General features: G+C 62.7%; 21 protein-coding genes. 10 read left to right on the top strand and 11 right to left on the bottom strand.

Features of this window, described 5'->3' with window-relative positions; genetic code table 11:
• Window positions 1-62: 62 nt before the first annotated feature.
• Window positions 63-824, top strand: coding sequence for a YoaK family protein (locus NCT32_RS22850; protein WP_061117174.1), 762 nt, complete (start codon window positions 63-65; stop codon window positions 822-824).
• A 16-nt stretch (window positions 825-840) separates the two neighbouring features.
• Here the strand turns inward: NCT32_RS22850 and NCT32_RS22845 are convergent, their stop codons facing one another.
• Window positions 841-1,722 (bottom strand): LysR family transcriptional regulator, encoded by an 882-nt coding sequence (locus NCT32_RS22845; RefSeq protein WP_061117173.1) that lies wholly within the window; start codon window positions 1,720-1,722, stop codon window positions 841-843.
• A 108-nt stretch (window positions 1,723-1,830) separates the two neighbouring features.
• Between NCT32_RS22845 and ampC the strand changes: the two genes are divergently transcribed.
• Window positions 1,831-3,000 carry a class C beta-lactamase gene (ampC, locus tag NCT32_RS22840; RefSeq protein ID WP_061117172.1) on the top strand — a complete coding sequence of 390 codons (1,170 nt, stop codon included), beginning with the start codon at window positions 1,831-1,833 and terminating at the stop codon, window positions 2,998-3,000.
• Window positions 3,001-3,020: 20 nt separating this feature from the next.
• Here ampC and NCT32_RS22835 read toward each other — a convergent pair whose 3' ends face one another.
• Window positions 3,021-3,926 carry a LysR family transcriptional regulator gene (locus NCT32_RS22835; RefSeq protein ID WP_061117171.1) on the bottom strand — a complete coding sequence of 302 codons (906 nt, stop codon included), beginning with the start codon at window positions 3,924-3,926 and terminating at the stop codon, window positions 3,021-3,023.
• Window positions 3,927-4,030: 104 nt separating this feature from the next.
• Between NCT32_RS22835 and NCT32_RS22830 the strand changes: the two genes are divergently transcribed.
• Window positions 4,031-7,567 carry an indolepyruvate ferredoxin oxidoreductase family protein gene (locus tag NCT32_RS22830; protein ID WP_250477693.1) on the top strand — a complete coding sequence of 1,179 codons (3,537 nt, stop codon included), beginning with the start codon at window positions 4,031-4,033 and terminating at the stop codon, window positions 7,565-7,567.
• Between the two features lie 57 nt (window positions 7,568-7,624).
• Window positions 7,625-8,560 (top strand): Gfo/Idh/MocA family protein, encoded by a 936-nt coding sequence (locus NCT32_RS22825; RefSeq protein ID WP_061117169.1) that lies wholly within the window; start codon window positions 7,625-7,627, stop codon window positions 8,558-8,560.
• On the opposite strand, the gene NCT32_RS22820 is transcribed toward NCT32_RS22825, so the two are convergent.
• The 5 genes from NCT32_RS22820 to NCT32_RS22800 all read right to left on the bottom strand — a co-directional run bounded on the left by NCT32_RS22820 (window position 8,557) and on the right by NCT32_RS22800 (window position 14,679).
• A complete protein-coding gene (locus NCT32_RS22820; RefSeq protein WP_061117168.1) occupies window positions 8,557-11,037 on the bottom strand; it encodes a glycosyl hydrolase 2 galactose-binding domain-containing protein in 2,481 nt (826 codons plus the stop codon). The genes NCT32_RS22825 and NCT32_RS22820 overlap by 4 nt on opposite strands.
• Before the next feature lie 67 nt (window positions 11,038-11,104).
• Window positions 11,105-12,109: a DUF1839 family protein gene (locus NCT32_RS22815; RefSeq protein WP_061117167.1), complete on the bottom strand. Its 1,005-nt coding sequence runs from the start codon at window positions 12,107-12,109 to the stop codon at window positions 11,105-11,107.
• Window positions 12,106-13,173: an amino acid--[acyl-carrier-protein] ligase gene (locus tag NCT32_RS22810; RefSeq protein ID WP_061117166.1), complete on the bottom strand. Its 1,068-nt coding sequence runs from the start codon at window positions 13,171-13,173 to the stop codon at window positions 12,106-12,108. The genes NCT32_RS22815 and NCT32_RS22810 overlap by 4 nt, the downstream gene beginning before the upstream one ends.
• Before the next feature lie 4 nt (window positions 13,174-13,177).
• Window positions 13,178-14,431, bottom strand: a complete 1,254-nt coding sequence (locus NCT32_RS22805) for an acyl-CoA dehydrogenase family protein (RefSeq protein WP_061117165.1) — start codon at window positions 14,429-14,431, stop codon at window positions 13,178-13,180.
• Complete coding sequence (locus NCT32_RS22800) at window positions 14,428-14,679, bottom strand: acyl carrier protein (protein WP_061117164.1); 252 nt, start codon at window positions 14,677-14,679, stop codon at window positions 14,428-14,430. The genes NCT32_RS22805 and NCT32_RS22800 overlap by 4 nt, the downstream gene beginning before the upstream one ends.
• Before the next feature lie 420 nt (window positions 14,680-15,099).
• Here NCT32_RS22800 and NCT32_RS22795 point away from each other — a divergent pair, with 420 nt between their 5' ends.
• Complete coding sequence (locus NCT32_RS22795; RefSeq protein WP_250477692.1) at window positions 15,100-15,801, top strand: YdcF family protein; 702 nt, start codon at window positions 15,100-15,102, stop codon at window positions 15,799-15,801.
• Window positions 15,802-15,860: 59 nt separating this feature from the next.
• Window positions 15,861-16,400, top strand: coding sequence for an HD domain-containing protein (locus NCT32_RS22790; protein ID WP_061117162.1), 540 nt, complete (start codon window positions 15,861-15,863; stop codon window positions 16,398-16,400).
• On the opposite strand, the gene NCT32_RS22785 is transcribed toward NCT32_RS22790, so the two are convergent.
• A complete protein-coding gene (locus NCT32_RS22785; RefSeq protein ID WP_061117161.1) occupies window positions 16,380-19,064 on the bottom strand; it encodes an excinuclease ABC subunit UvrA in 2,685 nt (894 codons plus the stop codon). The two genes, NCT32_RS22790 and NCT32_RS22785, sit on opposite strands and share 21 nt — an antisense overlap.
• 146 nt (window positions 19,065-19,210) lie before the next feature.
• On the opposite strand from NCT32_RS22785, the gene NCT32_RS22780 reads away from it, so the two are divergent.
• Window positions 19,211-19,462 (top strand): hypothetical protein, encoded by a 252-nt coding sequence (locus tag NCT32_RS22780; RefSeq protein ID WP_061117279.1) that lies wholly within the window; start codon window positions 19,211-19,213, stop codon window positions 19,460-19,462.
• A 30-nt stretch (window positions 19,463-19,492) separates the two neighbouring features.
• Here NCT32_RS22780 and NCT32_RS22775 read toward each other — a convergent pair whose 3' ends face one another.
• The gene (locus NCT32_RS22775; protein ID WP_061117278.1) at window positions 19,493-19,915 is read right to left on the bottom strand and encodes a hypothetical protein; all 423 of its coding nucleotides are present in this window, start codon (window positions 19,913-19,915) and stop codon (window positions 19,493-19,495) included.
• 578 nt (window positions 19,916-20,493) lie between these two features.
• On the opposite strand from NCT32_RS22775, the gene NCT32_RS22770 reads away from it, so the two are divergent.
• Window positions 20,494-21,249 carry a FadR/GntR family transcriptional regulator gene (locus tag NCT32_RS22770; protein WP_061117160.1) on the top strand — a complete coding sequence of 252 codons (756 nt, stop codon included), beginning with the start codon at window positions 20,494-20,496 and terminating at the stop codon, window positions 21,247-21,249.
• 382 nt (window positions 21,250-21,631) lie between these two features.
• On the opposite strand, the gene NCT32_RS22765 is transcribed toward NCT32_RS22770, so the two are convergent.
• On the bottom strand, window positions 21,632-21,889 hold the full coding sequence (locus tag NCT32_RS22765; RefSeq protein ID WP_143756297.1) for a hypothetical protein: 258 nt from the start codon (window positions 21,887-21,889) through the stop codon (window positions 21,632-21,634).
• Between NCT32_RS22765 and NCT32_RS22760 the strand changes: the two genes are divergently transcribed.
• Complete coding sequence (locus NCT32_RS22760; RefSeq protein ID WP_061117159.1) at window positions 21,890-22,975, top strand: glycosyltransferase; 1,086 nt, start codon at window positions 21,890-21,892, stop codon at window positions 22,973-22,975.
• The gene (locus tag NCT32_RS22755) at window positions 22,972-23,826 is read left to right on the top strand and encodes a polysaccharide deacetylase family protein (protein ID WP_061117158.1); all 855 of its coding nucleotides are present in this window, start codon (window positions 22,972-22,974) and stop codon (window positions 23,824-23,826) included. The genes NCT32_RS22760 and NCT32_RS22755 overlap by 4 nt, the downstream gene beginning before the upstream one ends.
• A gap of 1 nt (window position 23,827) precedes the next feature.
• Here the strand turns inward: NCT32_RS22755 and NCT32_RS22750 are convergent, their stop codons facing one another.
• Window positions 23,828-24,655 carry an alpha/beta fold hydrolase gene (locus NCT32_RS22750; protein ID WP_061117157.1) on the bottom strand — a complete coding sequence of 276 codons (828 nt, stop codon included), beginning with the start codon at window positions 24,653-24,655 and terminating at the stop codon, window positions 23,828-23,830.
• Between the last annotated feature and the right edge of the window lie 184 nt (window positions 24,656-24,839).

The raw sequence follows: 24,839 nt of genomic DNA, 5'->3' as shown, positions 1-24,839 counted from the left end.
GATGGTCGGGCACGCAAATTGTCGTGCTATCTTTTCCACTCAGTTCTTATGCCCGCGCCGCCATGCCGATCGCCTACCTCCGGGGCCTGACTTCGCCCAGCCGCACCGATTCCGCCAACCGGCGCCTGGGCTGCGCGCTCGCATTCGTCGCGGGTGCGGCGAACGCGGGCGGCTTTCTCGCGGTGGGGCAATACACGTCGCACATGTCGGGGCTCGTGTCTTCGATCGCCGATAACCTCGTGCTCGGCCAGGTGGCGTTCGTGTTTTCAGCGATCGGCGCAGTCGGCGCGTTTCTCTGCGGCGCCGCGACCTCGGCGGTGCTGATCAGCTGGGGACGACAGCGGCGCGCGCACAGCGTGTTCGCCTTGCCGCTTCTGCTCGAAGCCGCGCTCCTGCTCGTTTTCGGCATTCTTGGCGCGAATCTCGAGACGCATCGCGTGTGGGACGTGCCGTTGACCGTCGCGCTGCTGTGTTTCGTGATGGGCCTGCAAAATGCAATGATCACAAAGATCTCGAAGGCCGAGATCCGGACGACGCACGTGACCGGTCTCGTCACCGACATCGGTATAGAAATCGGCAAGAGTCTGTACTGGAACCGCGGCATTGCGCGGCACGATGCCAGCTATGTGCGCGCGAATCACGCGCGCCTCGTGCTGCTGAGCTCGCTCTTCGCGATGTTCATTCTCGGCGGCTTCGCGGGCGCGATCGGCTTCGCGCATCTCGGCTTTGCCACGACCGTGCCGCTCGCCGCGTTGCTCTTGCTGTTCTCGTCAGTGCCGCTTGCGGACGACTGGGCTGCGGGCAGGCGTCGCGCGCGGCGTTGAGGCGCCATGAAATCCATCAAGGCGCTTGCGCGGCCTGCGCGAGGATCCAGTCGAGAAAGAGCCGCATGCCGTGCGACAGCTTTCGCGACTTGAGCCACGTGAGCCAGTAGCCGCCGGTCTTCACTTCGATGTCGAACGGCTGCACGAGCAGCCCGGCCTGCAGCTCGCGCACGAACATGCGCGGCGGCGCGAGCGCGACGCCCGCGCCTTGCACCGCGGCTTCCACCATCAGACGCGACGAATCGAAGACGGGGCCGTTCATCGTCCACGCGTCGAGGCCGGCGGCGTGGAACCAGTCGGTCCAGTCGTCGGCGCGATAGGAGCGCAGCAGCACTTCGTTCGCGAGATCGGACGGCTTGCCGAGGCGGCGCGCGATATCCGGCGCGCATAGCACGGCGAGCGGCGCATCGAGCAGCGGCGTGTTGTACGTCGCCGGCCAGATGCCTGTGCCGAAGCGAATCGCGAAGTCGAGTCCTTCCGACGCCGGATCGACGAGATTGTTATGCGTGAGCAGCCGCAATTCGACGAACGGATGCGTCTCGCGAAACGCCTTCAGCCGCGGCATCAGCCAGCCGACCGCGAATGTGCCGACGACGCCCACCGTCAGCACTTCATGAAAATGGCCGCCTTCGAACTGCTTGAGCACGGCTTCGATGCGGCCGAACGCATCGCTCAGTACGGGCAGGAGCGCGCGGCCTTCGTCGGTGACGTTCAGGCCGCGCGGCAGGCGTCGGAAGAGCGGTGTGCCGAGCCGTTCCTCGAGCGCGCGCACTTGCTGGCTGACGGCCGCCTGCGTCACGTTCAGTTCCTGCGCGGCGCGCGTGAAGCTCAGATGCCGCGCGGATGCTTCGAACGCGCGCAGTGCGTTCAGGGGAAGATGAGGACGCATGGGTCGCATAAGATTTTCTATTGCGTGCGGCAAATTATCCTCGATTGTCGAAGCACGAAAAAGAGCGGATATTTCGCTTCGTTCCAATCATGCAAACCAGAACGAAGGATCAAGACGATGAAGTTTCGTGCGCTGAGTCTCTTGGCGACTGCCATATTTTCTTTTGGCGCGATGTCCGGCGCCGCGCTCGCCGCCGATCGCGACACTGCGAAGATCAGGCAGACGGTCGATCGAACGATCAGGCCGCTGATGGCACTGCATGGCATCGCGGGCATGGCGGTGGGCGTCGTCGTGGATGGCAGGCCGTATGTGTTCGATTACGGTGTCGCGTCGAAAGCGACGAAGCAGCCGGTCACGCACGATACGCTTTTCGAACTCGGCTCGGTCAGCAAGACGTTTACTGCGACACTCGCGTCCTATGCGCAGATCGAAGGCGATCTTTCCCTGAACGATGCGGTGAGCAGGCACCTTCCGTCGCTCGACGGCACGGCGTTCGGCAAGGTAACGCTATTGAATCTCGGCACGCACACGCCGGGCGGTCTGCCGCTGCAAGTGCCCGACGAGGTTCACAACGACGCCCAACTCATGCAGTACTTCAGGACGTGGCGTCCCGCCGGGCCGCCCGGCACGATCCGCACCTATGCGAATCCGGGCATCGGCACGCTCGGGCTGATCGCGGCGAAGAGCATGAACGAAAACTTCGATACGCTGATGCAAACGCGCCTGTTTCCAGCGCTCGGCCTGAAGCACAGCTATATCGACGTGCCCGCGTCGAAGCAGCGCGACTATGCGCAAGGCTATGCGAAGGACGAGACGCCGATCCGCATGAAAGGCGGCGTGCTGTCGTCCGAGGCCTACGGCGTGAGATCGACGGCCGCCGACATGACGCGCTTCTTGCAGATCAACATGAAGATGGTCCGCATCGACCCTGCATTTCAGCGTGCCGTCGATGCGACGCACACGGGCTATTTCCAGGCCGGCCCGATGACGCAGGATCTTATCTGGGAGCAGTATCCGTATCCGGCCGCATTGCAGTCGCTGCTAGACGGGAACGCATCGGCGATGATCCTGAACGCGACGCCCGTCACGCGGATCGATCCGCCGCAAGCCCCGCGCGATGATGTATGGATCAACAAGACCGGCTCGACCAACGGCTTCGGCACATATATCGCGTTCGTGCCGAAGGAGCGTATCGGCATCGTGATGCTGGCGAACCGGAACATACCGAACGAGGATCGCGTGAAGGCCGCGTATGCAATCATCACGTCGCTGGCCGGCGCGCAATAATCGAGCGCATCGCGCGTGCGTCAGGCCCCGCACGCGTGTATCAGGAACTGCTGCACGGCCGTCGACGGCGCGCTCAAGGTCGCGCCCTTGCGCCAGATCATGCCCGCTTCCATATGAGGAATGGCATCGTTCACGGGCCGCGCCTCGATACGTTTGCCTTCGAGGGACCACGGCCGAAACACCATGTCCGACAGCACGGTGACGCCGAAGCCGTGTGCCACCAGTCCGCGCAACGCCTCCATCGAACTCGTGCGAAACGCGATATTCGGTTCGAGGCGCTTCTTGTGCCAATAACGCATCGTCGATTGCTCGCCTTCATCGACGGTGATGAGAATGTAAGGATGCTCGGCGATGTCCTTCAGCGACACCGCCTGCTGCTGCGCGAGCGGATGCATCGGCGCGACCCACAACTGCCTGCGCGAGCGCATCAGCACCTGACTGTCGAAGCGGTCCGGTCGCTGCAGATTCGATAGCAGCACGACGCCGATATCGACATCGCCATTCGCCACCGCTTCTTCGATCTGCGGCCGTTCCATGTCGCGCAGATCGAAATCGATGAACGGATACGTCGCACGGAAGCGCGCGAGCAACTCCGGCAAAAAATACCCGAGCACCGTGTACGACGCCGCGATGCGCGCGACGCCGCGCATGTCGTGCGCACGGAACGGCGGCATGTGCATGGCGTCGCGGGCGGCATCGAGCACGCGGCGCGCGTGATTATGAAAGTCCTGACCATCGGGCGTCAGCGCCACGCCTTGCGGCAGGCGCTCGAAGAGCTTCGTGCCCAACGCGCTCTCGAGCGCGAGCACCGCATTGGTGATCGCCGATTGCGATACATGCTCGTTCGCCGCCGCCATCGAGAACTGGCCGGTTTGTGCGGCGGCCACGAAGTAGCGCAATTGCCGGAGCGTGAGGTCGAAGGCCATCTGATTTTCAGATACCAGAGTTGTTTATTCGTGATTTTACGATGTCGAATCGGCTTCCTATACTCGGCAAAAAACAAAATTCCCGAACCCGGAGACGAGCCCCGATGAATGCACCCGACCGCGCCGCGCTGGAAGCCGCAACCATTTCCCTCGACGACAAATACACGCTGGAGAAAGGCCGCGTCTATATCAGCGGCACACAGGCGCTCGTGCGTCTGCCGATGCTGCAAAAGGCGCGCGATCGCAAGGCCGGGCTGAATACGGCGGGCTTCGTTTCAGGCTATCGCGGCTCGCCGCTCGGCGCGCTCGATCAGTCGCTGTGGAAGGCGAAGCAGCATCTGAAAGACAACGACATCGTGTTCCAGCCGGGCGTGAACGAGGATCTCGCGGCGACCTCGATCTGGGGCACGCAGCAGATCAACCTGTGGCCCGGCGCGACGCGCGACGGCGTGTTCGGCATGTGGTACGGCAAGGGCCCGGGCGTGGACCGCACGGGCGATGTCTTCAAGCACGCGAATTCCGCGGGCACCGACAGGCACGGCGGCGTGCTCGTGCTCGCGGGCGACGATCACGCGGCCAAGTCGTCGTCGGTCGCGCATCAATCGGATCATGCGTTCATTGCGGCGGGCATTCCGGTGCTGTATCCGTCGAACGTGCAGGAATATCTCGACTACGGTCTGCACGGCTGGGCGATGAGCCGTTACTCGGGTCTATGGGTCGCGATGAAATGCGTGACCGATGTGGTCGAATCCACCGCATCGATCGATCTCGATCCGGACCGCGTGGAGATCGTCACGCCGACCGACTACGCAATGCCCGATGGCGGCCTCAACATCCGCTGGCCCGATTCGCCGCTCGCGCAGGAAGCGCGTCTGCTCGACGAGAAGTGGTACGCGGCCCTGGCGTATGTGCGCGCCAATAAGCTCAATCGCGTAGTAATCGATTCAGACAAGCCGCGCTTCGGCATCATCACCGCGGGCAAGGCCTATCTCGACGTGCGTCAGGCGCTCGTCGACCTCGGCCTCGACGATGTAACCTGCGCGCAGATCGGCCTTCGAGTGCTGAAAGTGGGCTGCGTGTGGCCGCTCGATGCGCAGGACGCACGCGCATTCGCAACCGGTCTCGAAGAGATTCTCGTCGTCGAAGAGAAGCGGCAGATCCTGGAATATGCGCTGAAAGAAGAGCTATATAACTGGCGCGAGGATGTGCGTCCCCGCATCTACGGCAAGTTCGATGAGCGCGACAACGAAGGCGGCGAATGGTCCGTGCCGCGCGGCGACTGGCTGTTGCCCGCGCACTACGAGCTATCGCCCGCGCTGATCGCGAAGGCCATCGCGCGGCGTCTTGCGCGCGCCGATCTTCCCGCCGATGTGCGCGCGCGCATGCTCGCGCGCGTCGAGACCATCGAAGCAAAAGAGCGCGAGGCGATCAAGCCGCGCGTCGAGGTCGAACGAAAGCCGTGGTTCTGCTCGGGCTGTCCGCATAACACGTCGACGCGCGTGCCCGAGGGTTCGCGCGCGCTCGCCGGCATCGGCTGCCACTACATGTCGATGTGGATGGATCGCAAGACCGAGACCTTCAGCCAGATGGGCGGCGAGGGCGTCGCATGGATCGGTCAGATGCATTTCTCGGGCGACAAGCATGTGTTCGTCAATCTCGGCGACGGCACGTATTTCCATTCGGGCTTGCTCGCGGTGCGCGCGGCGATCGCTGCGAATGCGAACATCACCTATAAGATTCTTTATAACGACGCGGTCGCGATGACCGGCGGACAGCCCGTCGACGGCGTATTGACGGTGCCGCAGATCGCGCATCAGGTCTTCGCGGAAGGCGCGAAGCGCATCGTCATCGTGACGGACGAGCCGCAGAAATACGATGCGAAAGTCGCATTGCCTGAAGGCGTGAGCGTGCATCATCGTGATGAACTCGATCGCATTCAGCGCGAGTTGCGCGATACGCAAGGCACGACCATTTTGATCTACGACCAGACATGTGCGACGGAAAAGCGCCGTCGCCGCAAGCGCGGCACGTATCCTGACCCCGCACGCCGCGCGTTCATCAACGACGCCGTGTGCGAAGGCTGCGGCGACTGCTCGGTGCAATCGAATTGCCTGTCCGTCGAACCGATGGACACGCCGCTCGGCACCAAGCGCAAGATCAATCAGTCGTCGTGCAACAAGGATTTTTCGTGCGTGAAGGGCTTTTGCCCGAGCTTCGTCACGGCCGAAGGCGCACAGGTTCGCAAGCCGAAAGCGGCCGGGGGCGCGCAGCCCGATTTCGATGCCTTGCCGTTGCCGGCATTGCCCGCATTGTCGAAGCCTTACGGCATTCTCGTGACCGGCGTCGGCGGAACGGGTGTCGTGACGATCGGCGGATTGATCGGCATGGCGGCGCATATCGAGCGCAAGGGCGTCACGGTGCTCGACATGGCCGGTCTCGCGCAGAAGGGTGGCGCGGTGCTGAGCCACGTACAGATCGCACCGGAGCCGCAGGCGCTGCATGCGACGCGCATCGCGACGGGCGAGGCGCGGCTCGTGATCGGTTGCGATGCGATCGTGTCGGCATCGAACGATGTGCTCTCGCGCACGCGGCATGGCATCACGCAGGCCGCCATCAACAGCGGCGCGACGCCGACCGCCGCCTTCGTCACCGATGCGCAATGGACGTTTCCCGCCGCGCAAACGGAGCAGGCGCTATCGGACAGCATCGGCGCGGGCTGCGCATTCGTCGATGCCAACGCGCTCGCGCTGAAGCTGCTCGGCGATACCATTTATTCGAATCCGCTCTTGCTCGGCTTCGCATGGCAGAAGGGCTGGTTGCCGCTCGAACTCGAAAGCCTCAAGCGCGCAATCGAACTGAATGGCGTTGCGGTCGAGAAGAACTGGCTCGCATTCGACTGGGGCCGATACGTCGCGCAACATGGCGCGGGCGATTTGCTCAAAACCGCGCAGCATGCGATCGTCATGAAGATGCCCGAGTCGCTCGACAACGTGATCGCGACGCGTGAGGCTTTGCTGACGGCGTATCAAAGCGAAGCGTATGCGCGCTCGTATCGCACGGTGGTCGAGCGCCTCCGCGAGAAGGAAAAGGCGTTGAACGCGAAGCTGCCGCTCACGCGCGCGGTCGCGGTGAATCTCGCGAAGCTCATGGCCTATAAGGACGAGTACGAAGTCGCGCGTCTTTATGCCGATCCCGCGTATCTCGACAAGTTGCGCGAGCAGTTCGAAGGCGAACCGGGCCGCGATTACAAGCTGATGTTCCATCTCGCGCCGCCGCTGTTCGCAAAGCGTGACGAACACGGTCATCTCGTGAAGCAGACCTTCGGCGCGTGGATGCTGCCCGCATTCCGCGTCCTCGCGAAGATGAAACGCTTGCGCGGCACGTCGCTCGATGTATTCGGCAAGACGGCCGAGCGCCGCACGGAGCGCCGGATGATCGCGGATTATCTCGCGCTCGTCGACGAATTCTGTTCGACGCTCGATGAAGACCGCTTCGACACGGCGCTGCAACTCGCGAAGCTGCCTGATGAAATCCGCGGCTTTGGCCATGTGAAGGAGCGCAACATGGCGGCGGTCGCGAAGAAGCGCGAGCGTTTGATCGAACGATATCGCGCGCGGGTGGAGATGGCTGTGTCAGCGTGATGGATGCGATAGGGTATCTTTACGCTCGAACACACTCGGAGCGAAAGGAGACATCGCATGAAAGGCGTTTATAAGCTCGCCGTCGTGGGCATCGGCAAGATCGCGCGGGATCAGCACTTGCCCGCGATCGCGGCGCAGCCAGGATTCGAACTCGTCGCGTGCGCGAGCCGCAATGCGAGCGTCGATGGCGTGCGCAACTATCCGGATATCGACGCGCTGCTCGCCGCCGAGCCCGCAATCGATGCCGTGTCGCTTTGCGCGCCGCCGCAAGTTCGCTACGCGCAGGCGCTGGCCGCGCTCGAAGCGGGCAAGCACGTGATGCTGGAAAAGCCGCCGGGCGCGAGCGTGAGCGAAGTCGCGGCCCTGGACGAGGTCGCGCGGGCGCATGGCTGCACGCTGTTCGCATCGTGGCACTCGCGCGCGGCGAGCGCCGTAGAACCGTCGCGCGAGTGGCTTGCGAAGAACGCAGGCGCGATTCGTTCTGTCGAAGTGCGCTGGAAGGAAGACGTGCGCCGCTGGCATCCGGGACAGCAATGGATCTGGGAACCGGGCGGGCTCGGCGTGTTCGATCCGGGCATCAACGCGCTGTCGATCGTCACGCGCATCTTGCCGCATGAAGTCGCGTTGCGCGGAGCCACGCTGACCATGCCGAGCGATACGTCCACGCCGATCGCGGCGCAACTCGATTGCATCGCAACGAACGGCGCGCCGGTGCGCGCTGTGTTCGACTGGCGTCACGGGCCGGTCGAGGAATGGGATATCGACGTGGAAACGGACGCGGGCCGTCTGTCGATGCGCGAGGGCGGCAAGCGCTTGTCCATCGCGGGCAAGGACATCGACATCGGACGCGAGCGCGAATATCCCGCGCTATACGAGCACTTTCACGCGCTCATCGAAACGAAGACGAGCGATGTCGACGTGCGCCCGCTGCGTCTCGTGGCCGATGCGTTTCTCAACGGACGGCGCGTTGAAACGGACGCATTCGGGCGTTAGACGGCGCGATAGACGGCGCGATAGGCGGCGCTCCGTATCGCATTGATCGCGCATACATCGCCCTCGGGCGCGGCGCTCACGTTCGCGTGCCGCGCAATGAGCGGAACGCGCCGCGTGCTGCCTGGCGCGAGGTGGAACCAGTCGATGCGCGCGAAGTAGTTCGGATCGACCACGTGCACCCAGCGCGCAAGCTGCGCCGTTTCGACGACGAGACAAAAGCCCTCGTCGTCTTTTTCGACAGTCGCATTCAAGCCGATATCGCGGCGCTCGCCAATCGACGGATCGGGGAAATGGAACGCTTCCGACATCACATCGCCCGTATCGGCATCACGCAAGACGACATGCGTTGCGTCGTGTGCACGCGGGCCGAAGCGGTATGCATATGTGATGTCGAAGAACGCACCGATCAGCGCATTCGACGACACGCGCTGCACGCTGCGCGCCTGCAACACGACATCGCATGAACCGCCCGCGACCTTGACCGCGCCTTCACGCAGGCAAGTCAGTTCGACGCGCGCACGAATCTCGCGCGCGGTCTCGTTGACGAGATGCACGTCGAGGCCGTCGAGTCCTTCATCGATAATCAGCGCCTGCACCGGTCGCAGCACGCGCGCGAGTCCGTGCAACGCACTCTTCGGCGCACCGAGCACGTCGATGACGCCCCAGCCCGCACCCGGGCGCACGTCGAGCAGATTCCATACGATGCCGCCCGCACAGGTCGATCCTTCGCGACGCCACTCCGAGAACACCGCACCGATCACATCGGCGACGACGGCGCGCGATAGCTCCAGATAGCGCTCGGGGTTTTCATAGCGCAAACGCGGCACGTCCATGCGATAAAGCGTTTGCATATAGTACTCGCGCACGTCGTCGAAGTCCCATGCCGAGCCGGGGTCGCGCGGCACGCCTGTTTTCCAGCGCGGCTCATGGGCGCGCGGGTTCGGCATGGCGCGCAGCGCGACATCGTCGGGCACGTTGGCGAACGCGAGGCATTCCGACGCGAAACGCACCTGCGAGCGGCGCACGTCATCGAAAGAACGCTGATACGCGGGCACGCCGTAGTAATGCGTGATGCCGCCGTGCGTGCCGAACGGCATCGACACGGTATCGCCGGGCGCAGCGCTCGGCGAGTTCACGACATACGCAACATCGGGCCGTTGCATCGCAACTGCATTCGGCAAGAGCTCATTGAAGAGGCGTTGCTGATACGCCTCGAACGGAAGGCCGAGCATCGCCGCCTGCTGATGCACTTCGCTTCCCCCGCACAACACCGCGAGCGAAGCGAAGCGGCGCGTGCGGGTCAAGAACTGTTCGGCTTCGCGTTGCACGCTGGCGCGAAAGGCTTCGTCGTCGGGATAGTCGAAGTTCGCGAACGCGAAGTCCTGCCACACGAGCACGCCGTGCTTGTCGGCGAGTTCGTAGAACGTGTCGGATTCGTAGAGCGTGATGCCGCTCACGCGAACGATGTTGAGTCCCGCGTCGCGCATCAACCCGAAGATGTGATCCAGCTTCTCGCGCGACGCATCGAGCGCGACGATATCCGCCGATGTCCAGCACGCACCGCGCGCGAACACGGGCACGCCGTTCACGACGAGCTGAAAGCCCTTGTCGTCCACGCCGCGATCGACTTCGATGGTGCGAAAGCCGACTTCGCCGAGCTCGATTTCGCCGAGCTTCACGGCATAGCGCGCCGGCTCGCCGTGCGTATGCGGATACCACAAGCGCACGTCCGGCACGCGCACGCGGCCCGTGACCGTGTACGGGTCCTGCCATTGCATCATGGCTTGCGCTTCGCCGCATTCGATATGAACCGGTGCTTGTTCCTGCGCATGAAAGTAGCGCACCGTGACATCGAGAATGCCAGTGCTTTCATCGACACGCGTGCGCATGTCCACGTTGTCTATGCACGCACGCGACTCGCCGATCAGTTCGATCGCCCGCCACGGTCCCGCCGGTTGAATGGCCGGGCACCAGCCGGACATATGCCCGAAGAGCGTCGTGCGCACATTGCGCAACGTGGCGGGTTGCGCGAGCTTCGGACGCCAGCGCGCGCGTCCTCGTTTTGCGGCCAGCGCGGGCGCGATCGAGCGAAAGCACAGATGAAGCGTGTGCTCGCCATCGAGATCGACATCGAGATCATGCGCGACGAACATCGAATCCGATTCGAGCAGCTTGCGACCATCGAGCCATATCTCGGCGAAGGTCGCAAGCCCGTTGAAGCGCAGGCGCCGCTTGCCGTGCCCGCGCAAGGTCACGCGATACCAGTGATCCGAATACGCGAACGGCTGCGCAAGCGCTTCATCGCTGGCGCCGCTCGCGCGCAGGGCGGACGCGATCGTGCCAGGTACGGGCGCTTCGATCCACTGCGTGGTGAGCGCATCGAGCGATGCGGGCGTCGCGCACGCACCCGCAGGCGTGCTCACGCATTGCCAGCCTTCGGAGAGACGCCGCGGCGCGTGCGCGGACAGGACGTGCATGTGCCTACCTCGTTGACGGGATTCGGAGAACGACGCCAAAGCCGCGCGATGTGCGCGGCTTTGGCGTTCAGAGAAAGCGCGCGGCGAGCGGCTCGATGACCTTGTCGTACGAAGCCTGCATCGAATCGAGGCAATCTTCGCAAGGGTCGATGCGCGAGCGCATGCGGGCGCGCGCGAGACGGAACTGCATGACCATCGCTTCGCTGGCAATCGCCTGCGCGCTCGTCTGGATGTCGCACGACACTTTCACGCCGTGCCGGTTCAGCCAGCCGAGATACTTCGACAGCAACTCGAAGTTCGAGCCGAGCTGACGCATCACGTTGAACGTGTAGAGGTGATAGTACGCGGGATCACGTTCGAGCAACGCGCGCAAGTGCTCGGGGAATGCGGCACGCCATTGCGCGACCGGATTCGTCGCGGGACGATCCGCGAGCCGCAAGGCGAGCAGCTCGACCGAGCGTTGCACCATCGCATCGCCTTCGAGCGGCGCACGCGCGCGCTTCACGAACTCGACGTACGGAAAGAGCGCGTGCACATCGCTTGCGAGGCCGGGCATGAGCCGGAACACGCCATCGTAGTCCTCGCCCGACAACGCGAAATAACCCGCGTTATGGAAGTACGTGATGCGCTTCGCGTCGGTGTCGATTGCATCGATGGCGATAGTCGTCTTCGTATGCGTCTGCCGATACGCGGTCGCGCGCGTATCGGGCAGATAGTACGAGTCCATCTCCACCACGACCATGTGCCCGCGCCGCGTCTGCTCGCGCACGTGCGCTTCCAGCGTGTCGTAGATCGCGAGCTCCTGGGCCTGCAGGCCGTAGAGCCGCGAGATATCGTCGAGCGAGAACTTCGGGAACGTGAACTGATCGCCCTCGAACGCCTGCGTCACCGTGAAGCTGAGCGCCGCATGCGGATCGCAGCCGTAGTGATGCAGCAGCTCGATCCACAAGTCGACATAACAGTTCGTCTCCAGCCATACGCGCTCTTCACGATGCAGCGCGTGTTGACGGTACTCGCCGTTCGCGGACGTGGACGTGTCGATCACGGCTTCTGCCGGCGAGCGTGCGTTCATGTCTGGCTTCCCAGATTCGCGAGGCCTTCTTCGATGAGCGGCCCCTTGTCGCCCCACAGCAGTTGACGCACTTTCTCGGGCCACGCCTTGACATCGAGTCCGTGGTGACGGAAGAGCGCGAGCGTCGTGCGCTCCATGCCGAAACCGACGCATGCGGTATGCGCGACCTGATCGTCCGCCTGGCTGATGTGCCAGAGCTCGCCGAAATGGTCCTGGTGATAGTTGAACGACAGGCACGCGGTCGGGCGGTCGGGTGTCGCGACGGGCACGAGCAATTCGAACTTCAGTTGCTGCGCGCGCTGGCTATCCGCGACGATCATGCCGCCGCGCCCGAAGAACGGGTCGTTGGCGAGGTCGATTTCGAACGGCAGTGCGAGCAGATTCACGAGCAGCGAACCGCGCTCGATCCACTTCTGACGGAATGCCATCACCTGTTCGGGGCTGCCGACGCGAATGTACTCGCGCATGCGGAACATCTGCATGCGGCCGGGATCGATGGACGGCTCGTGACGGAAGCAGTACGAGAACGCATCGAAGGTCGCGCCGTCTTCAGCGAGCTTGCCGCGCTTCGCGACGAGCGGATAGATCGGATAGCATGCGGCCGGCGTGAGCACGAGGCGCGTGGGCTTCTGCTGATCCATCCATTCATCGGAGCGTTCTTCTTCCTCGCCGATATGCACGATCTTGTCGAGCGCTTCGAGCAGGCGATGATGCCCGCGGTCGTTGCCCTGGAACGAGTGAATCGTGCCCGCGAGATTCGGGAAGCTCTTCAGATACTCGCTGTCCTCGAAATCGCGGCGGCGCATCGCGGGCGGAAAACGCAGCACTTCCGCGTGCTGATCCGCGCCGAGCATCGTGATCGCCTGATTGAGGCGCTCGACGACGTCCTCGAATACTTCGCTGCGGCCGTAAAGACCATCTTCGCCCGTATCGAGCAGAATGCCCGCTTCGATCAGGCGATCGCGCAAGGTCAAGTCCGATTTGTCGTACGGTGCCTGAGTCTCTTGTGATTGTGCTTGTGCTTCGGCCTGCATCATGGCGGCCTGTTCCGTCGGCATGTTCATATCGTCAAAGGGTCCCCGTTGCGGCGCGCTGCGCAAGCAGCAGATTCGCCGTGTTCAATTCGATGCGATCGTTGCTGATCATGAGCGGCGCCGAATGCAGATCGCGCAGATGGCGCCCCACGCTGAACGGCGTGTCGTTCTTGTAGCCCGCCATGCCGCAGATCATCAGTGTTTCCTGCACGACATGCACAGCCGATTGCGAAATCGCCAGCTTGAGCATGTTCAGGTCCGCATTGATGCCGATCGACGCCGTGAGCGGCGCGTCGTCGTCATTGCTCTGGCTCGCCTTGCGCGCGGTGCGATCGGCCTGAGCCGCTTCGACATTGGCGAGCGATTCGCGCAGACGCGCCTGCATCATCTTGATGAGCGTGAGCACTTGTGAAAGCCGCGCGGCCGAAGGCGGCAATGCGGGCTTGCCGCGAGCCTGATTGCGGAAGAACTGATGTGCGCGATTCGCCGCGTCGCTTGCGATGCCGCACCATACCGACGACCACAAGGTGTGCGATACGGGCAGCATGCTTTCGTCGGCGATTCGCGAGAACGGCGCAGGCAGGATCTGTTCCGCGAAGCCGCTCGCGACGAGACGATGTCCTTCGCTGCAGGTTCCGCGCATGCCGAGCGTGTCCCACGTGCCGCGCTGCTCGAGCGTGAACGTATCGCGCGGCGCCACGATCAGCACCTGGTCGGAGGGCGGCGCATCGGGATGGCGGCGGGCCGTCACCAGAATGCAATCGGCATACTTGCCGTAAGAGATCGTCGGTGCGAGCTTCTCGATGCGAAACGCATTGTCGACGAGATCGACCGCGCATGCGCTCGTACGCATGTTGCCGCCGATGTTCTCTTCCGAGGTCGCCGATGCGAGCAGCAACTGCTCGTTGACCATGCGCGCAAGGAAGTCGCGCTGCCAGGGCACGTTTGCGCCATGATCGACGATGCATACGACCTGACTCTGATGCATCGCGTAGATCATCGCGGAGGATGCGCAGCCTTGCGCCAGGGCCTCGCACAAGCGCGCGACGCCGGTGAGCGACAGGCCGTCGCCGCCATGCATCGTCGGGATCATCGCGGAGAAGAGGCGCTCCTCGCGCATCGCCGCGACCGCTTCGGCGGGAAAGCGCGCTTCGCGATCGACCGCATCGGCGTGCTTTGCCGCGACGGCGGCCACCCGCTTCGCGGCCTCGATCAACTCGCTTTCGCAGCGCGCTGTCGCACTCTGCGCGAGCTCGGCCATTTCAAGCTCTTGAGCGGGCGCGTTCATGCTGCCGCCTGCGAACGGCGCAGTTCGTTGACGGCCGATGCGAGCGAATCGACGCTCGAAAAGAGCCGGCGCGTGAGCATGTGATCGGGAATCTCGATGCCGAATTCGTCTTCGATCGCAAGCATCACGTGAACCGTGGCGAGCGAGGAGAGACCGGCGGCGTAGAGATCGTCGCCGTCGGCAAGCGTGTCGATGGGCACGTCGAGACGAGCGGACTCGGCGAGGATGCGGCGCAATTCAGTTTTCATTGTCTGTGTTTTCCCTTGTACCCGGCCAGCGGTGCAGTAATACCGGATCGCGACGATGAGTTGTTATCGGGTGTCGCTAGCTCCGGGGCGAATCGGCAGCGGTGTTGTGTTGTCTCGTGAAGACCATTCCACGAGCGTCCTCGCACGCGCTGTCTTCTTGTGAATTTTGTTTGATCGTATTTAACGAATTTGCGGGCCAGTGCGTCCGTGCGATGCCGCACGGTCGGCCTCGATGACAGATCGTTGTTATGTGCGATATCGAGCATGTCTCGATCCGTTGCGATCATTCAAACTGACGCCATTGCTGCGAGGGGGTAGGTAACTCCTGCACCTGTTTCCATAAGTCCTTGTAAAAAGTATCCGCACTCGAAAGGCTTTTGAAAAACAACCATCGGGGTAAGCTAATTGATACTGGTCTCTTTGCTATTGATATTCATTGCGCTGTTCGTCGTTTGGAAGAAACGGCGCGGCACGATCCTGCTCGCGGCGGGCGCGGCCTTCTGGTTGCTCGGCAGTTGTCTGCCCGGGCCGCTCGTGCGTCTTGCGAACGACACGTATGCCTCGATGAAGGACCCGAGCTTCGGCTCACGCATGGCGATCGTCGTGCTCGGTGGCGGGACGTCGTACGATCGCCATGGACGTCTGGTGCCCAAGGGCGATGCGATGACGCGCATCGATCTCGCGGCTTCGCTCTACAAGCGCTGCATCGAGATGGAAAAGGCGTGCTTCGTGATCGTGAGCGGAGGCAATCCGCAGCATCACGAGCAAAGCGAAGCGCAGTTGTACGGCAGCCTGCTTCTCGACGCTGGCGTAGCGCGCAAGGATCTGATCCTCGAAGACGAGAGCCTCGACACATACGAGAACGCGCGCAACACCGAAAAAATATTGCGTTCGCGGCAATACGACACGTCGGTGCTGATCACGTCGTCGCTGCATATGCGTCGTGCAATGCTCGCGTTCGATGCGTTCGAACTGCATCCGCAGCCCGCGGTTGCCTACATCCGTCCTTCGTTGACATGGTGGCTGCCGCATCGCCGAGGATGGTTCGATTCGAACAGCGCATTGCATGAGCTGGTCGGCATCGCACGTTTTTATGTGTGGCGATGGCTCGGCCTGTATTGAGACCGGCGGCGCTTGCGCGGCGAATATACTTTCGTTATTCGCCGCAGGGAGACCATCCAGTGAATCAACTGATCCGGGCCATCGCGTTCGCCGCGGACAAACATCGCAATCAGCGCCGCAAGGACGCGGAGGCGTCGCCGTATATCAATCATCCGATCGCGCTTGCGAACGTGCTCGCCAACGAAGGCGGCATAGACGACGAGCGCGTGCTGCTTGCGGCCGTTTTGCACGACACGATCGAGGATACGGCCACGTCGCACGACGAGCTCGTGCGATGGTTCGGCGCGGGAGTCGCGGACATCGTCGCTGAAGTGACGGACGACAAGTCCTTGCCGAAGGCCGAAAGAAAGCGCCTGCAGATCGAACACGCGGCGCATATCAGTCATGGCGCGCAACTCGTGAAGCTCGCGGACAAGATCTGCAATTTGCGCGACATTATCGCCATGCCGCCGTCGAACTGGGGCGAGGAAAGAAAGCGGGAATACTTCGAGTGGGCAAGGCGCGTCGTCGATGGTTTGCGCGGGGCGCACGCCGGACTCGAAGCCGCGTTCGACGAGGCGTATCGCAAAGGCGTGCCTTCAGGGCGTGCGCTGTCCTGAGCCCAGCGCCTCCGCCAGATAAGGCGCCGTGCGGCTCGCGGCATGCTTCGCGATGCGTTGCGGCGTGCCTGTCACGACGACGCGGCCGCCATCTTCGCCTGCGCCGGGACCGATATCGATGACCCAGTCGGAGAGCGCGGCAACGCGCATGTCGTGCTCCACGACGACGACCGTGTTGCCCGCATCGACGAGTCCTTGCAGTTGCGCCATCAGCCGGTCGACATCGGTGGGGTGCAGGCCTGTCGTCGGTTCATCGAGGATATAGAGCGTGTCGCCGCGATGCGCGCGCTGCAATTCGGTCGCGAGCTTGATGCGCTGCGCTTCGCCGCCCGAAAGCTCCGTCGCGGGTTGCCCGAGCCGCAGATAACCGAGGCCGATGTCGCGCAGCACGGCGAGTGCGCGCATTACGTTCGGTTCATCGGCGAAGAACTCGCATGCGGTATCGACAGTCATGCCGAGCACGTCCGCGATGTTCTTGTCGCGCCAAGTGATCTCCAGCGTCTGCGGGTTGTAACGCGAGCCGTGGCACGTGGCGCAAGAGGTGTAGACGCTCGGCAAAAATAGCAGTTCGACGCTGACGAAGCCTTCGCCTTCGCATGTCGGGCAGCGTCCCTGCGCGACGTTGAACGAGAAGCGCCCCGCGCCATAGCGGCGCTTGCGCGCGGCGGGCGTATCCGCGAACAGCTTGCGCACGTAGTCGAAGAGGCCCGTGTAAGTCGCGAGGTTCGAGCGCGGCGTGCGGCCGATCGGTTTCTGATCGACGCGCACGAGGCGGCGGATCGTCTCCATACCTTCGGCGATGCGTCCGCCAGCCGATGCGTCTGCTGGCGCGAAGAGCGGATCCTGTTCGTCTTCGTCCGCGTCGTCGAGTGCGCGTCCGAGCCGCTGAGCGATGAGCTCCGGCAGCGCCTGACTCACGAGGCTCGACTTGCCGGAACCTGAAATACCGGTGACGGTCGTGAAGGCGCCGAGCGGGAACGCGGCGTCGATGCCATGCAGGTTATTGCGCGTGACGCCCTCGAGCCGCAGCCATCCGCGCGGCTCGCGCGCAATGCGTTCGATGGTCTGTTCCGGCGCGAAGAGATGCTTGCGCGTCTGCGATGCCTCGATCGATGCAAGGCCTTCCGGCGGTCCGCTATAGAGCACATGTCCGCCTTGTTCGCCCGCAGCCGGACCGACATCGACGAGCCAGTCCGCGCGCCGCATCGTATTCAGATCGTGCTCGATGACGAAGAGCGAATTGCCCGCGGCCTTGAGACGCTGCAACGCGGCGAAGAGCGCTTCGTTGTCGGCGGGATGCAGGCCCGCGGACGGCTCGTCGAGCACGTACACGACGCCGAAGAGTTGCGATGCGAGTTGTGTCGCGAGCCGCAGGCGTTGCAGCTCGCCGGAGGAAAGCGTCGGCGTCGCGCGATCGAGCGACAGGTAGCCCAGCCCGAGATCGATCAGCGTGGCGAGCCGCTCCAGCAAGTCGGCCGCGATGCGTTCGGCGGCGGCGCGCTTCTCGTCGGAGAGATTGGCCGTGCGGCGCACGTCGGTCGCGGCCTTGTGTGCCGACCCGCCGGCGGCCACGCGCTTGGCCGTTGCCGCGATGCGGTCTTTTTTTGCGAGCGCGAGACCCGGCGCTTCGTCGTGAGAAGGCCACTCTCCGCGTGCGATGGGCGCAAGCAGATCGGCGAGACGGCTCATTGGAAGACGCGCGAACTCGGCGATGTCGAGCCCCGCGAACGTCACGGACAGCGCTTCCTTCTTGAGCCGCTTCCCGTGGCATGCGTGGCAATCGCTGCCGATCATGAAGCGCGACACGCGCTTTTTCATGAGCGCGCTTTGCGTATGCGCGAAGGTATGCAGCACGTAGCGGCGCGCGCCGGTGAAGGTGCCCTGATAGCTCGGCTCGGCGCCGCGCTTCAATGCGGCTTGCGTTTCTTTCGGCGTGAGGCCGGCATACACCGGGACGGTCGGCTGCTCTTCTGTGAAGAGAATCCAGTCGCGGTCGCTCTTCGGCAAGTCGCGCCACGGTGTATCGACGTCGTAGCCGAGCGTGACGAGAATGTCCCGCAGATTCTGGCCGTGCCACGCGGGCGGCCAGGCTGCGACGGCGCGCTCGCGGATCGTGAGCGAGTCGTCGGGCACCATCGACTTTTCCGTGACTTCGTAGACGCGCCCAAGGCCGTGACAAACGGGGCACGCGCCCTGGACCGTGTTCGGCGAGAAGTCTTCCGCGTAGAGCATCGGCTGTTTGGGCGGATAGCTGCCGGTGCGCGAATACAGCATTCGCACGAGGCTCGACAGCGTCGTCACACTTCCCACCGATGATCGGGCGTTCGGTGCCCCGCGCTGCTGCTGCAGCGCGACCGCGGGCGGCAAGCCTTCGATCGAGTCCACCTGCGGCACGCCAACCTGTTCGATGAGCCGCCGCGCATACGGCGCCACCGATTCGAAATAGCGCCGCTGCGCCTCGGCGTAAAGCGTGCCGAAAGCCAGGGACGATTTGCCGGAACCGGACACGCCGGTGAAGACGACGAGCGCATCGCGCGGCACGTCCACATCGACGTTTTTCAGGTTGTGCTCGCGTGCGCCACGAACGCGCACGAAACCTGCTCTCGATGCAGTCGCGGCATCGTCGCGATCGGCCGACTTGCGGGTGGATTTGCGGACATCCATGAATAGGTACGGTTTCCTGCTGAACGCGACGACGGAATTAATAGAGCGAGCACGCAGCATGCCAGATACCAAACGGCATTTTGCGTAACGCATCTTGCATGCGAAGTGCACGCCGACCGGCAAACAACCTGATCGAAGAGGAAGAAATGAGAAAAGCTGGATTGAGGTTTCTGGTCGCGCTGCTGGCGGGCGCGACGATGGGCGTGACGGGCGCCGCAATGGCGCAGTCCGGCGGTGGTAACGGCAATGGCGGCTCGGGCGGCGGCAACGCACATGGCGCGGCAACGGCCGGGCCGACCGTCGGCGGTGACAACACGTCCACACCCGGCAGCGCGCACCAGGGCGGCTCTCACTTCAAGCACAAGAAGAAGGCGAAGCCCGCGACGACGACGCAGTAATGCGACGATGTGAGCCGCGGACGGTGCGGGTCAGGCCGCGGCGCCTTCCACGTCGATGTCGTCGGTGCCGAGGCGAGAGAAGATGTCGCACACCGCGCGCATCTCCGCTTCGTCGCGAATGCTCACGATTACGCGCGTGACGCCGCACGCCAGGTCCGCATCGCCGCCGTCAGCGCCGAACGAAGGGAGGATGTCGTCGTTCGAAGCGTCCAGCCCGTACGGGTAGTCGTGCGTATCGACCACACCCAGATGTTCGCCGTGGCCCGCGTATTCGGCCGCGATCCATTGCGTCTGCGCGTTGTTGCTCTGTATCTGCGATGTGTGGAAATCGGCGAAGCCGCTCATGCTCGCCACGCGGACGCGATCGGCCGCGATGCCCTCCGCGCGCAAATCTTCAAGCGCTTCATCCAGCTTACGGGAGCCATGGAACGCTCCGATTACTTCACGCATCATTTGCTCGTCTCCTTGCCTGCCAAACTCGATGCCGCGCCTCAGTATCGCTGCGAAATTCGCGGATGTGAATAAGGGCGGGCACCGGCTTTTCGCCTGATCGATGAGCGAGACGCGCGAGAGGCGCAAAGCGCGTGGCGTATCGCATAGACACGCGCGGCGACGAGCCGGTGAACCGCTGTGATCGGGCTCGCGACTGCGCAAGATGATGGCGAATCCAACGGATGCGGCAATCGATTCGCGAGCCTTCTTTTATGAACGACGCCGCCCGGCGTGCGTTTGCTGCCACCGGGCTGGCACGATTGCACTTCATGCGGTACTTGAACTTTACGCCGCAACAATCGGTTTATCAACGCTTTGTTTTGTCCCTAATCGCATGATTTTGATGGGGTTTTCCATCATGGCGATTAGCGGCTGCCGGCACGCGCCGTTCGACATGGCACTGGGCGCTATTAAAGCGAGTATTGCGTCTAAATGTGCACGAGGCGAAGGCGGACAGTACCGACTGCAGTCAATAGTCATCGTACAAGCTATGGTGCGCCCTATAATGGCCAATCGAGCATACAAAGATCGGTCTTTCAATGTCCCAAGCCCTCGCGTCCGGCGCGCTTCGCCGCTCCCGCAATCTCACCGAGGAAGTCGTCGCCGAGTTGTCAGAGCGGATTCGCAGCGGCGCGCTCCGACCTGGCGACAAACTGCCGACGGAATCGGAGATCATGGCGCAGCTCGGCGTGAGCCGCACGGTGGTTCGCGAGTCCATCTCGCGGCTGCAGGCGGCGCGCCTCGTGCAGACGCGGCATGGCATCGGCACATTCGTACTCGAAGCGGGCGATCAGGACCGTTTTCAGATCGAGGCCGCGGGCGACCTCACGGTGCGCGACGTGATGGCGATTCTCGAGCTCCGCATCAGTCTCGAAGCGGAGGCGGCCGGTCTCGCCGCCGTGCGCCGCACCGATGAAAACCTCGCGCATATGCGTCGCGCGCTCGACGAATTCGAACGGCTCATCGAAGCCGGCGAGGGCAACGCGGTCGCCGCCGACGTCGCATTTCATCTCGAACTCGCGAAAGCTACGGGTAACCGCTACTTTCACAGCATCCTGAGCCAGCTCGGCAACACCATCATCCCGCGCACGCGTGTCAATTCAGCCGCGCTCGCACACAACGATCCCGCCGGCTATCTGGATCGCGTGAATCGCGAGCACGAAGATATCTACGATGCGATCGAGCGACGCGATCCCGAGGCAGCGCGCGCGGCCATGCGCATGCATCTTTCGAACAGCCGCGAAAGGCTGCGGCGGGCGCAGGAAGCGTCGTCTAAGGCGCAGGACGGGGCTTGATTGCGGTCGTTGGTTCTCAGGCGGGGACTTCACTTGCAAAATCCCATCCGCCAACGTCATCAATCGGTATAAGTTGCGTGCTCCGCTCAAAGCAACTGACGAACAGATTCAGCGCATGAGGCAGCGACCGCAGTACGCGGTCGTTGACCAAACAGGTGATGGCGCGTACCCGAATTTGCCTCTGTCGAAAGGCTGTCCATAGCAACATCCTCCCCCGAAAGACCGACAAACGTTTGCGCCTCGCAACGCATTTCTTATGGCTTCCTTAAGTGCCCGAAGCGCAAACGGATAAGTGTCATTTCCCGCAAAGTCACGCTAAGATCAGGGATCCCAAGCTGACAGAACTGCCAGGTACGCGTCAACCAGGTGCCTGCCTCATCCGTTAGCTCATCAGGTCATCAGGTCGCCATGTCGAGCCATGCCAATCGACCTTGAGGCGGGGCATCGATTGGTCATGTAGAGCGCTGTCAGCGCCGCGCTTACATCTGGCTTGCAAGCCATGCATCTCTTTACGACAAGCCTCGTTCGAGGCTTGTTTAAATTCCCTTGCTTTTTCTTTACGAATTACCGAAAGCAGAAAGCTATTCCAATTATTACCAAATATTCCGGCTTGGCAGCCGAGGGTTGTGGAGACCAGCATTTGAAGATCTTACATAGCGAGTCCTCAAAGGGATGGGGCGGTCAGGAGATTCGCACTTTGAAGGAAATGGTCGCGTTACGGGAAAGCGGTCATACCGTCGAACTGATTTGCCCGGGCGATGCGCGTCTCGGGCAGCACTGCGCTGAACTCGGGTTCGCGGTTCATCACGCACGCATGCGCAGCGGCGGCGACATGCAATCGATGCTGCGTATCAAGGCGCTCTTGCGCCGCCGTGCATTCGACGTGCTCAACACGCATAGCGGTCACGACAGTCTCGTCGCCGGCACGGCCGGGAGGCTGGCAGGCACGCCGCTCATCGTGCGCACGCGGCATCTCGCACTGCCCATATCCTCGCTCGCGACTTATAACTGGATCCCGCATCGTGTCATCGCGGTGAGCCATTACGTGCGCCGCTATCTGATTTCAGCGGGTGTGGCGGAGAAGCGCGTCCAGACGATCTACGACGGCATCGTGAAGCCGCAGGCCGTCGCACATTCGACCTTGCGTGAGGAGCTCGGTCTCGCACCGGACGCGTTTGTCGCATGCATGGTGGCGATCATGCGCGACAAGAAAGGACATGAAGACCTGATCGCCGCGGTACGCCCGCTGATCGACACGCGTCCGAACCTGCATGTCGTAATGGCGGGCGATGGTCCACTCTTCGACAGCATCAAGAGCATCGTCGATAGCCTCGGTCTCGCAAATCGTATTCACCTGCTGGGCTTTCGCACGGACATACCGAACATCTTTCGCGGTTCCGATCTCTTCGTGCTGCCCACGCATCAGGAAGCGCTCGGCCAGGCTTTCATCGAGGCGATGGCGGCGGGCTTGCCCGTCATCGGCACACATGTAGACGGCGTGCCCGAACTCATCGAAGACAACGTGAATGGACTGCTGGTGCCGCCGCATGATCCGGTTGCATTGCGCGGTGCGATCGCACGCATGATCGACGATCCCGCCTTACGCCAGCGCCTCAGGGACGAGGGTGCGCGCATCACCGAACACGGCTTCACGGTGGGCCACATGGCGGACGAAACAGCGCACTTCTATCGACGCGCATTGCACGAGCGAGGCCATCGCAGATGAGCGCAAAGCAGGCACGGGCGGTTCCCGTGCTGATGTACCACCACGTCAGCACGTCGCCCGGCATGATCACCGTGGCGCCCGAAAACTTCGCCGCGCAAATGGACTACCTTGCGAGCGCGGGTTATCGCACAATCGGCTCGGCGCAACTCGCCGCTTTCCTGAATGGCGACGACGTGCCTGCGAAATCCATTGTCATCACCTTCGACGATGGCTATCTCGACAACTGGGTGCATGCGCATCCGGTATTGAAACGCCACGGCTTCACAGCACTATGCTTTCTCGTGAGCAGTTGGCCCGGCGAAGGCGGCGTGCGTCCGAATGCATCGAATGCTGCCGCGGCCTTGCCGCGCTTGCTCGATCATCACGCAGGTGAACGCGCAATCGAGAGCGGAAACATCGACGATGTGATTTTGCGCTGGTCCGAAATCGAAGCGATGCTAGGAGCGGGCACGTTCGAGTTTCATAGCCACACGCATACGCATGTGCGCTGGGATCGGGTTACGACATCGCCCGACGAGAAACGCGAGCGCCTTCAAAACGATCTGAGCGCTGCACGTGCCGCGTTGCGCGCGCGTCTCGGCGAAGTGTCGGATCATCTCTGCTGGCCGCAGGGCTATTACGATGACGACTACCGCGAAGTGGCGCTGAGCGCGGGCTTCAGGCACTTCTATACGTGCCACACCGGAACGAATGTCGGAGCAAACCCGCTGGATCGCAACGCATTCAGCGATGCGGAACGTACGATCAAACGGCTGGAAGTGCGCGACCGTCCCGCCTCGTGGCTCGCGTCGCGCTTGTGGGTGCATACGCGGCCCGCGATCAGCCGCGCCTATCTGAAGATCAAGCGCTGATTCAAGTTCGGTGCGCGCGCACGAAAGCGGCGATCGCATCGTTCACTTCATCGGTCGCATCGCGATGTGGCGAATGCCGGCATTGCGTCAGCTTGACGAGTTGCGCGTGATCGACAGCCGCCTTGATCTTGTCGAGCTGCAGCATCGATGCATATTCGTCGTCATAGCCTTGAATGGCGAGCAAGGGCCGCCTGATCGACGATATCTCTTCAGTGATGTCCCAATGCAGAAACGCCGGATTCAGCCACGCATCGTTCCAGCCGTAAAAGGCTGAATCCACATCTTCGTGATAAGCCTGCAGCTTGTCTCTGAACGACGTCGTTTCATAGGTTATGCGCGCCTTTTCGATGCCATCAGCCGTCATTGGTTCCACGAACACATGCGGCGCCATGACGGCAAGGCCGGCAAGGGCTTCGGGAAACGCGCCCGCATAAAGCAGGGCGATCGTGGCGCCGTCGCTATGCCCGATCAGCCACATGCGCGAGCGTTCTTCAGCGCCAATGCCGAGTGCATCGAGCAATGCAGGCAGTACCTCGTGCGCCTGCAGATGAAGAAACTCGACCGGCCATCGCTCGCCGGGCTGGCGTGGCGTCGAGCGCCCATAACCTGGCCTCGAATAAACGAGGCCCCGGCAATTCAGACGATCGCAAAGCATCTGCGGCCAGCCCTTCCATAACGAGACGGAGCCCAGGCCTTCGTGCAGGAACAACGCGATGGGCGTATCCGCGCGTTCTGGGTTCAACCACTGATATTCGATGCGCACCGGATGAGCGCCGCCGTTCAATTCGATGAAACGCGTCGTGTCGATGCTTGCTGCTGGGTCGGTCATGTGTTTGCGATAGCTGAACCTGGAGGGCTCAAGGTTATCAGACAACCGCGCCGCTCCATGGCGCAGATAACCCAACCGCCGCATGCATCATTTGCGTGCATAACGTCGGCGGTTTCAAGGATGAAGTGCAACAGCGGGTTTAGTGTTTAGAGTCGTGAGGCTGGCTTGCTGATGCAAGGGTCGC

The sequence above is a fragment of the Caballeronia sp. INML2 genome, from assembly GCF_023631365.1.
In the GTDB taxonomy this organism is placed as follows: Bacteria; Pseudomonadota; Gammaproteobacteria; order Burkholderiales; family Burkholderiaceae; genus Caballeronia; species Caballeronia turbans.
Note: the sequence above shows the minus strand (reverse complement) of the source record. Positions and strands in the feature narration are given on the sequence as shown.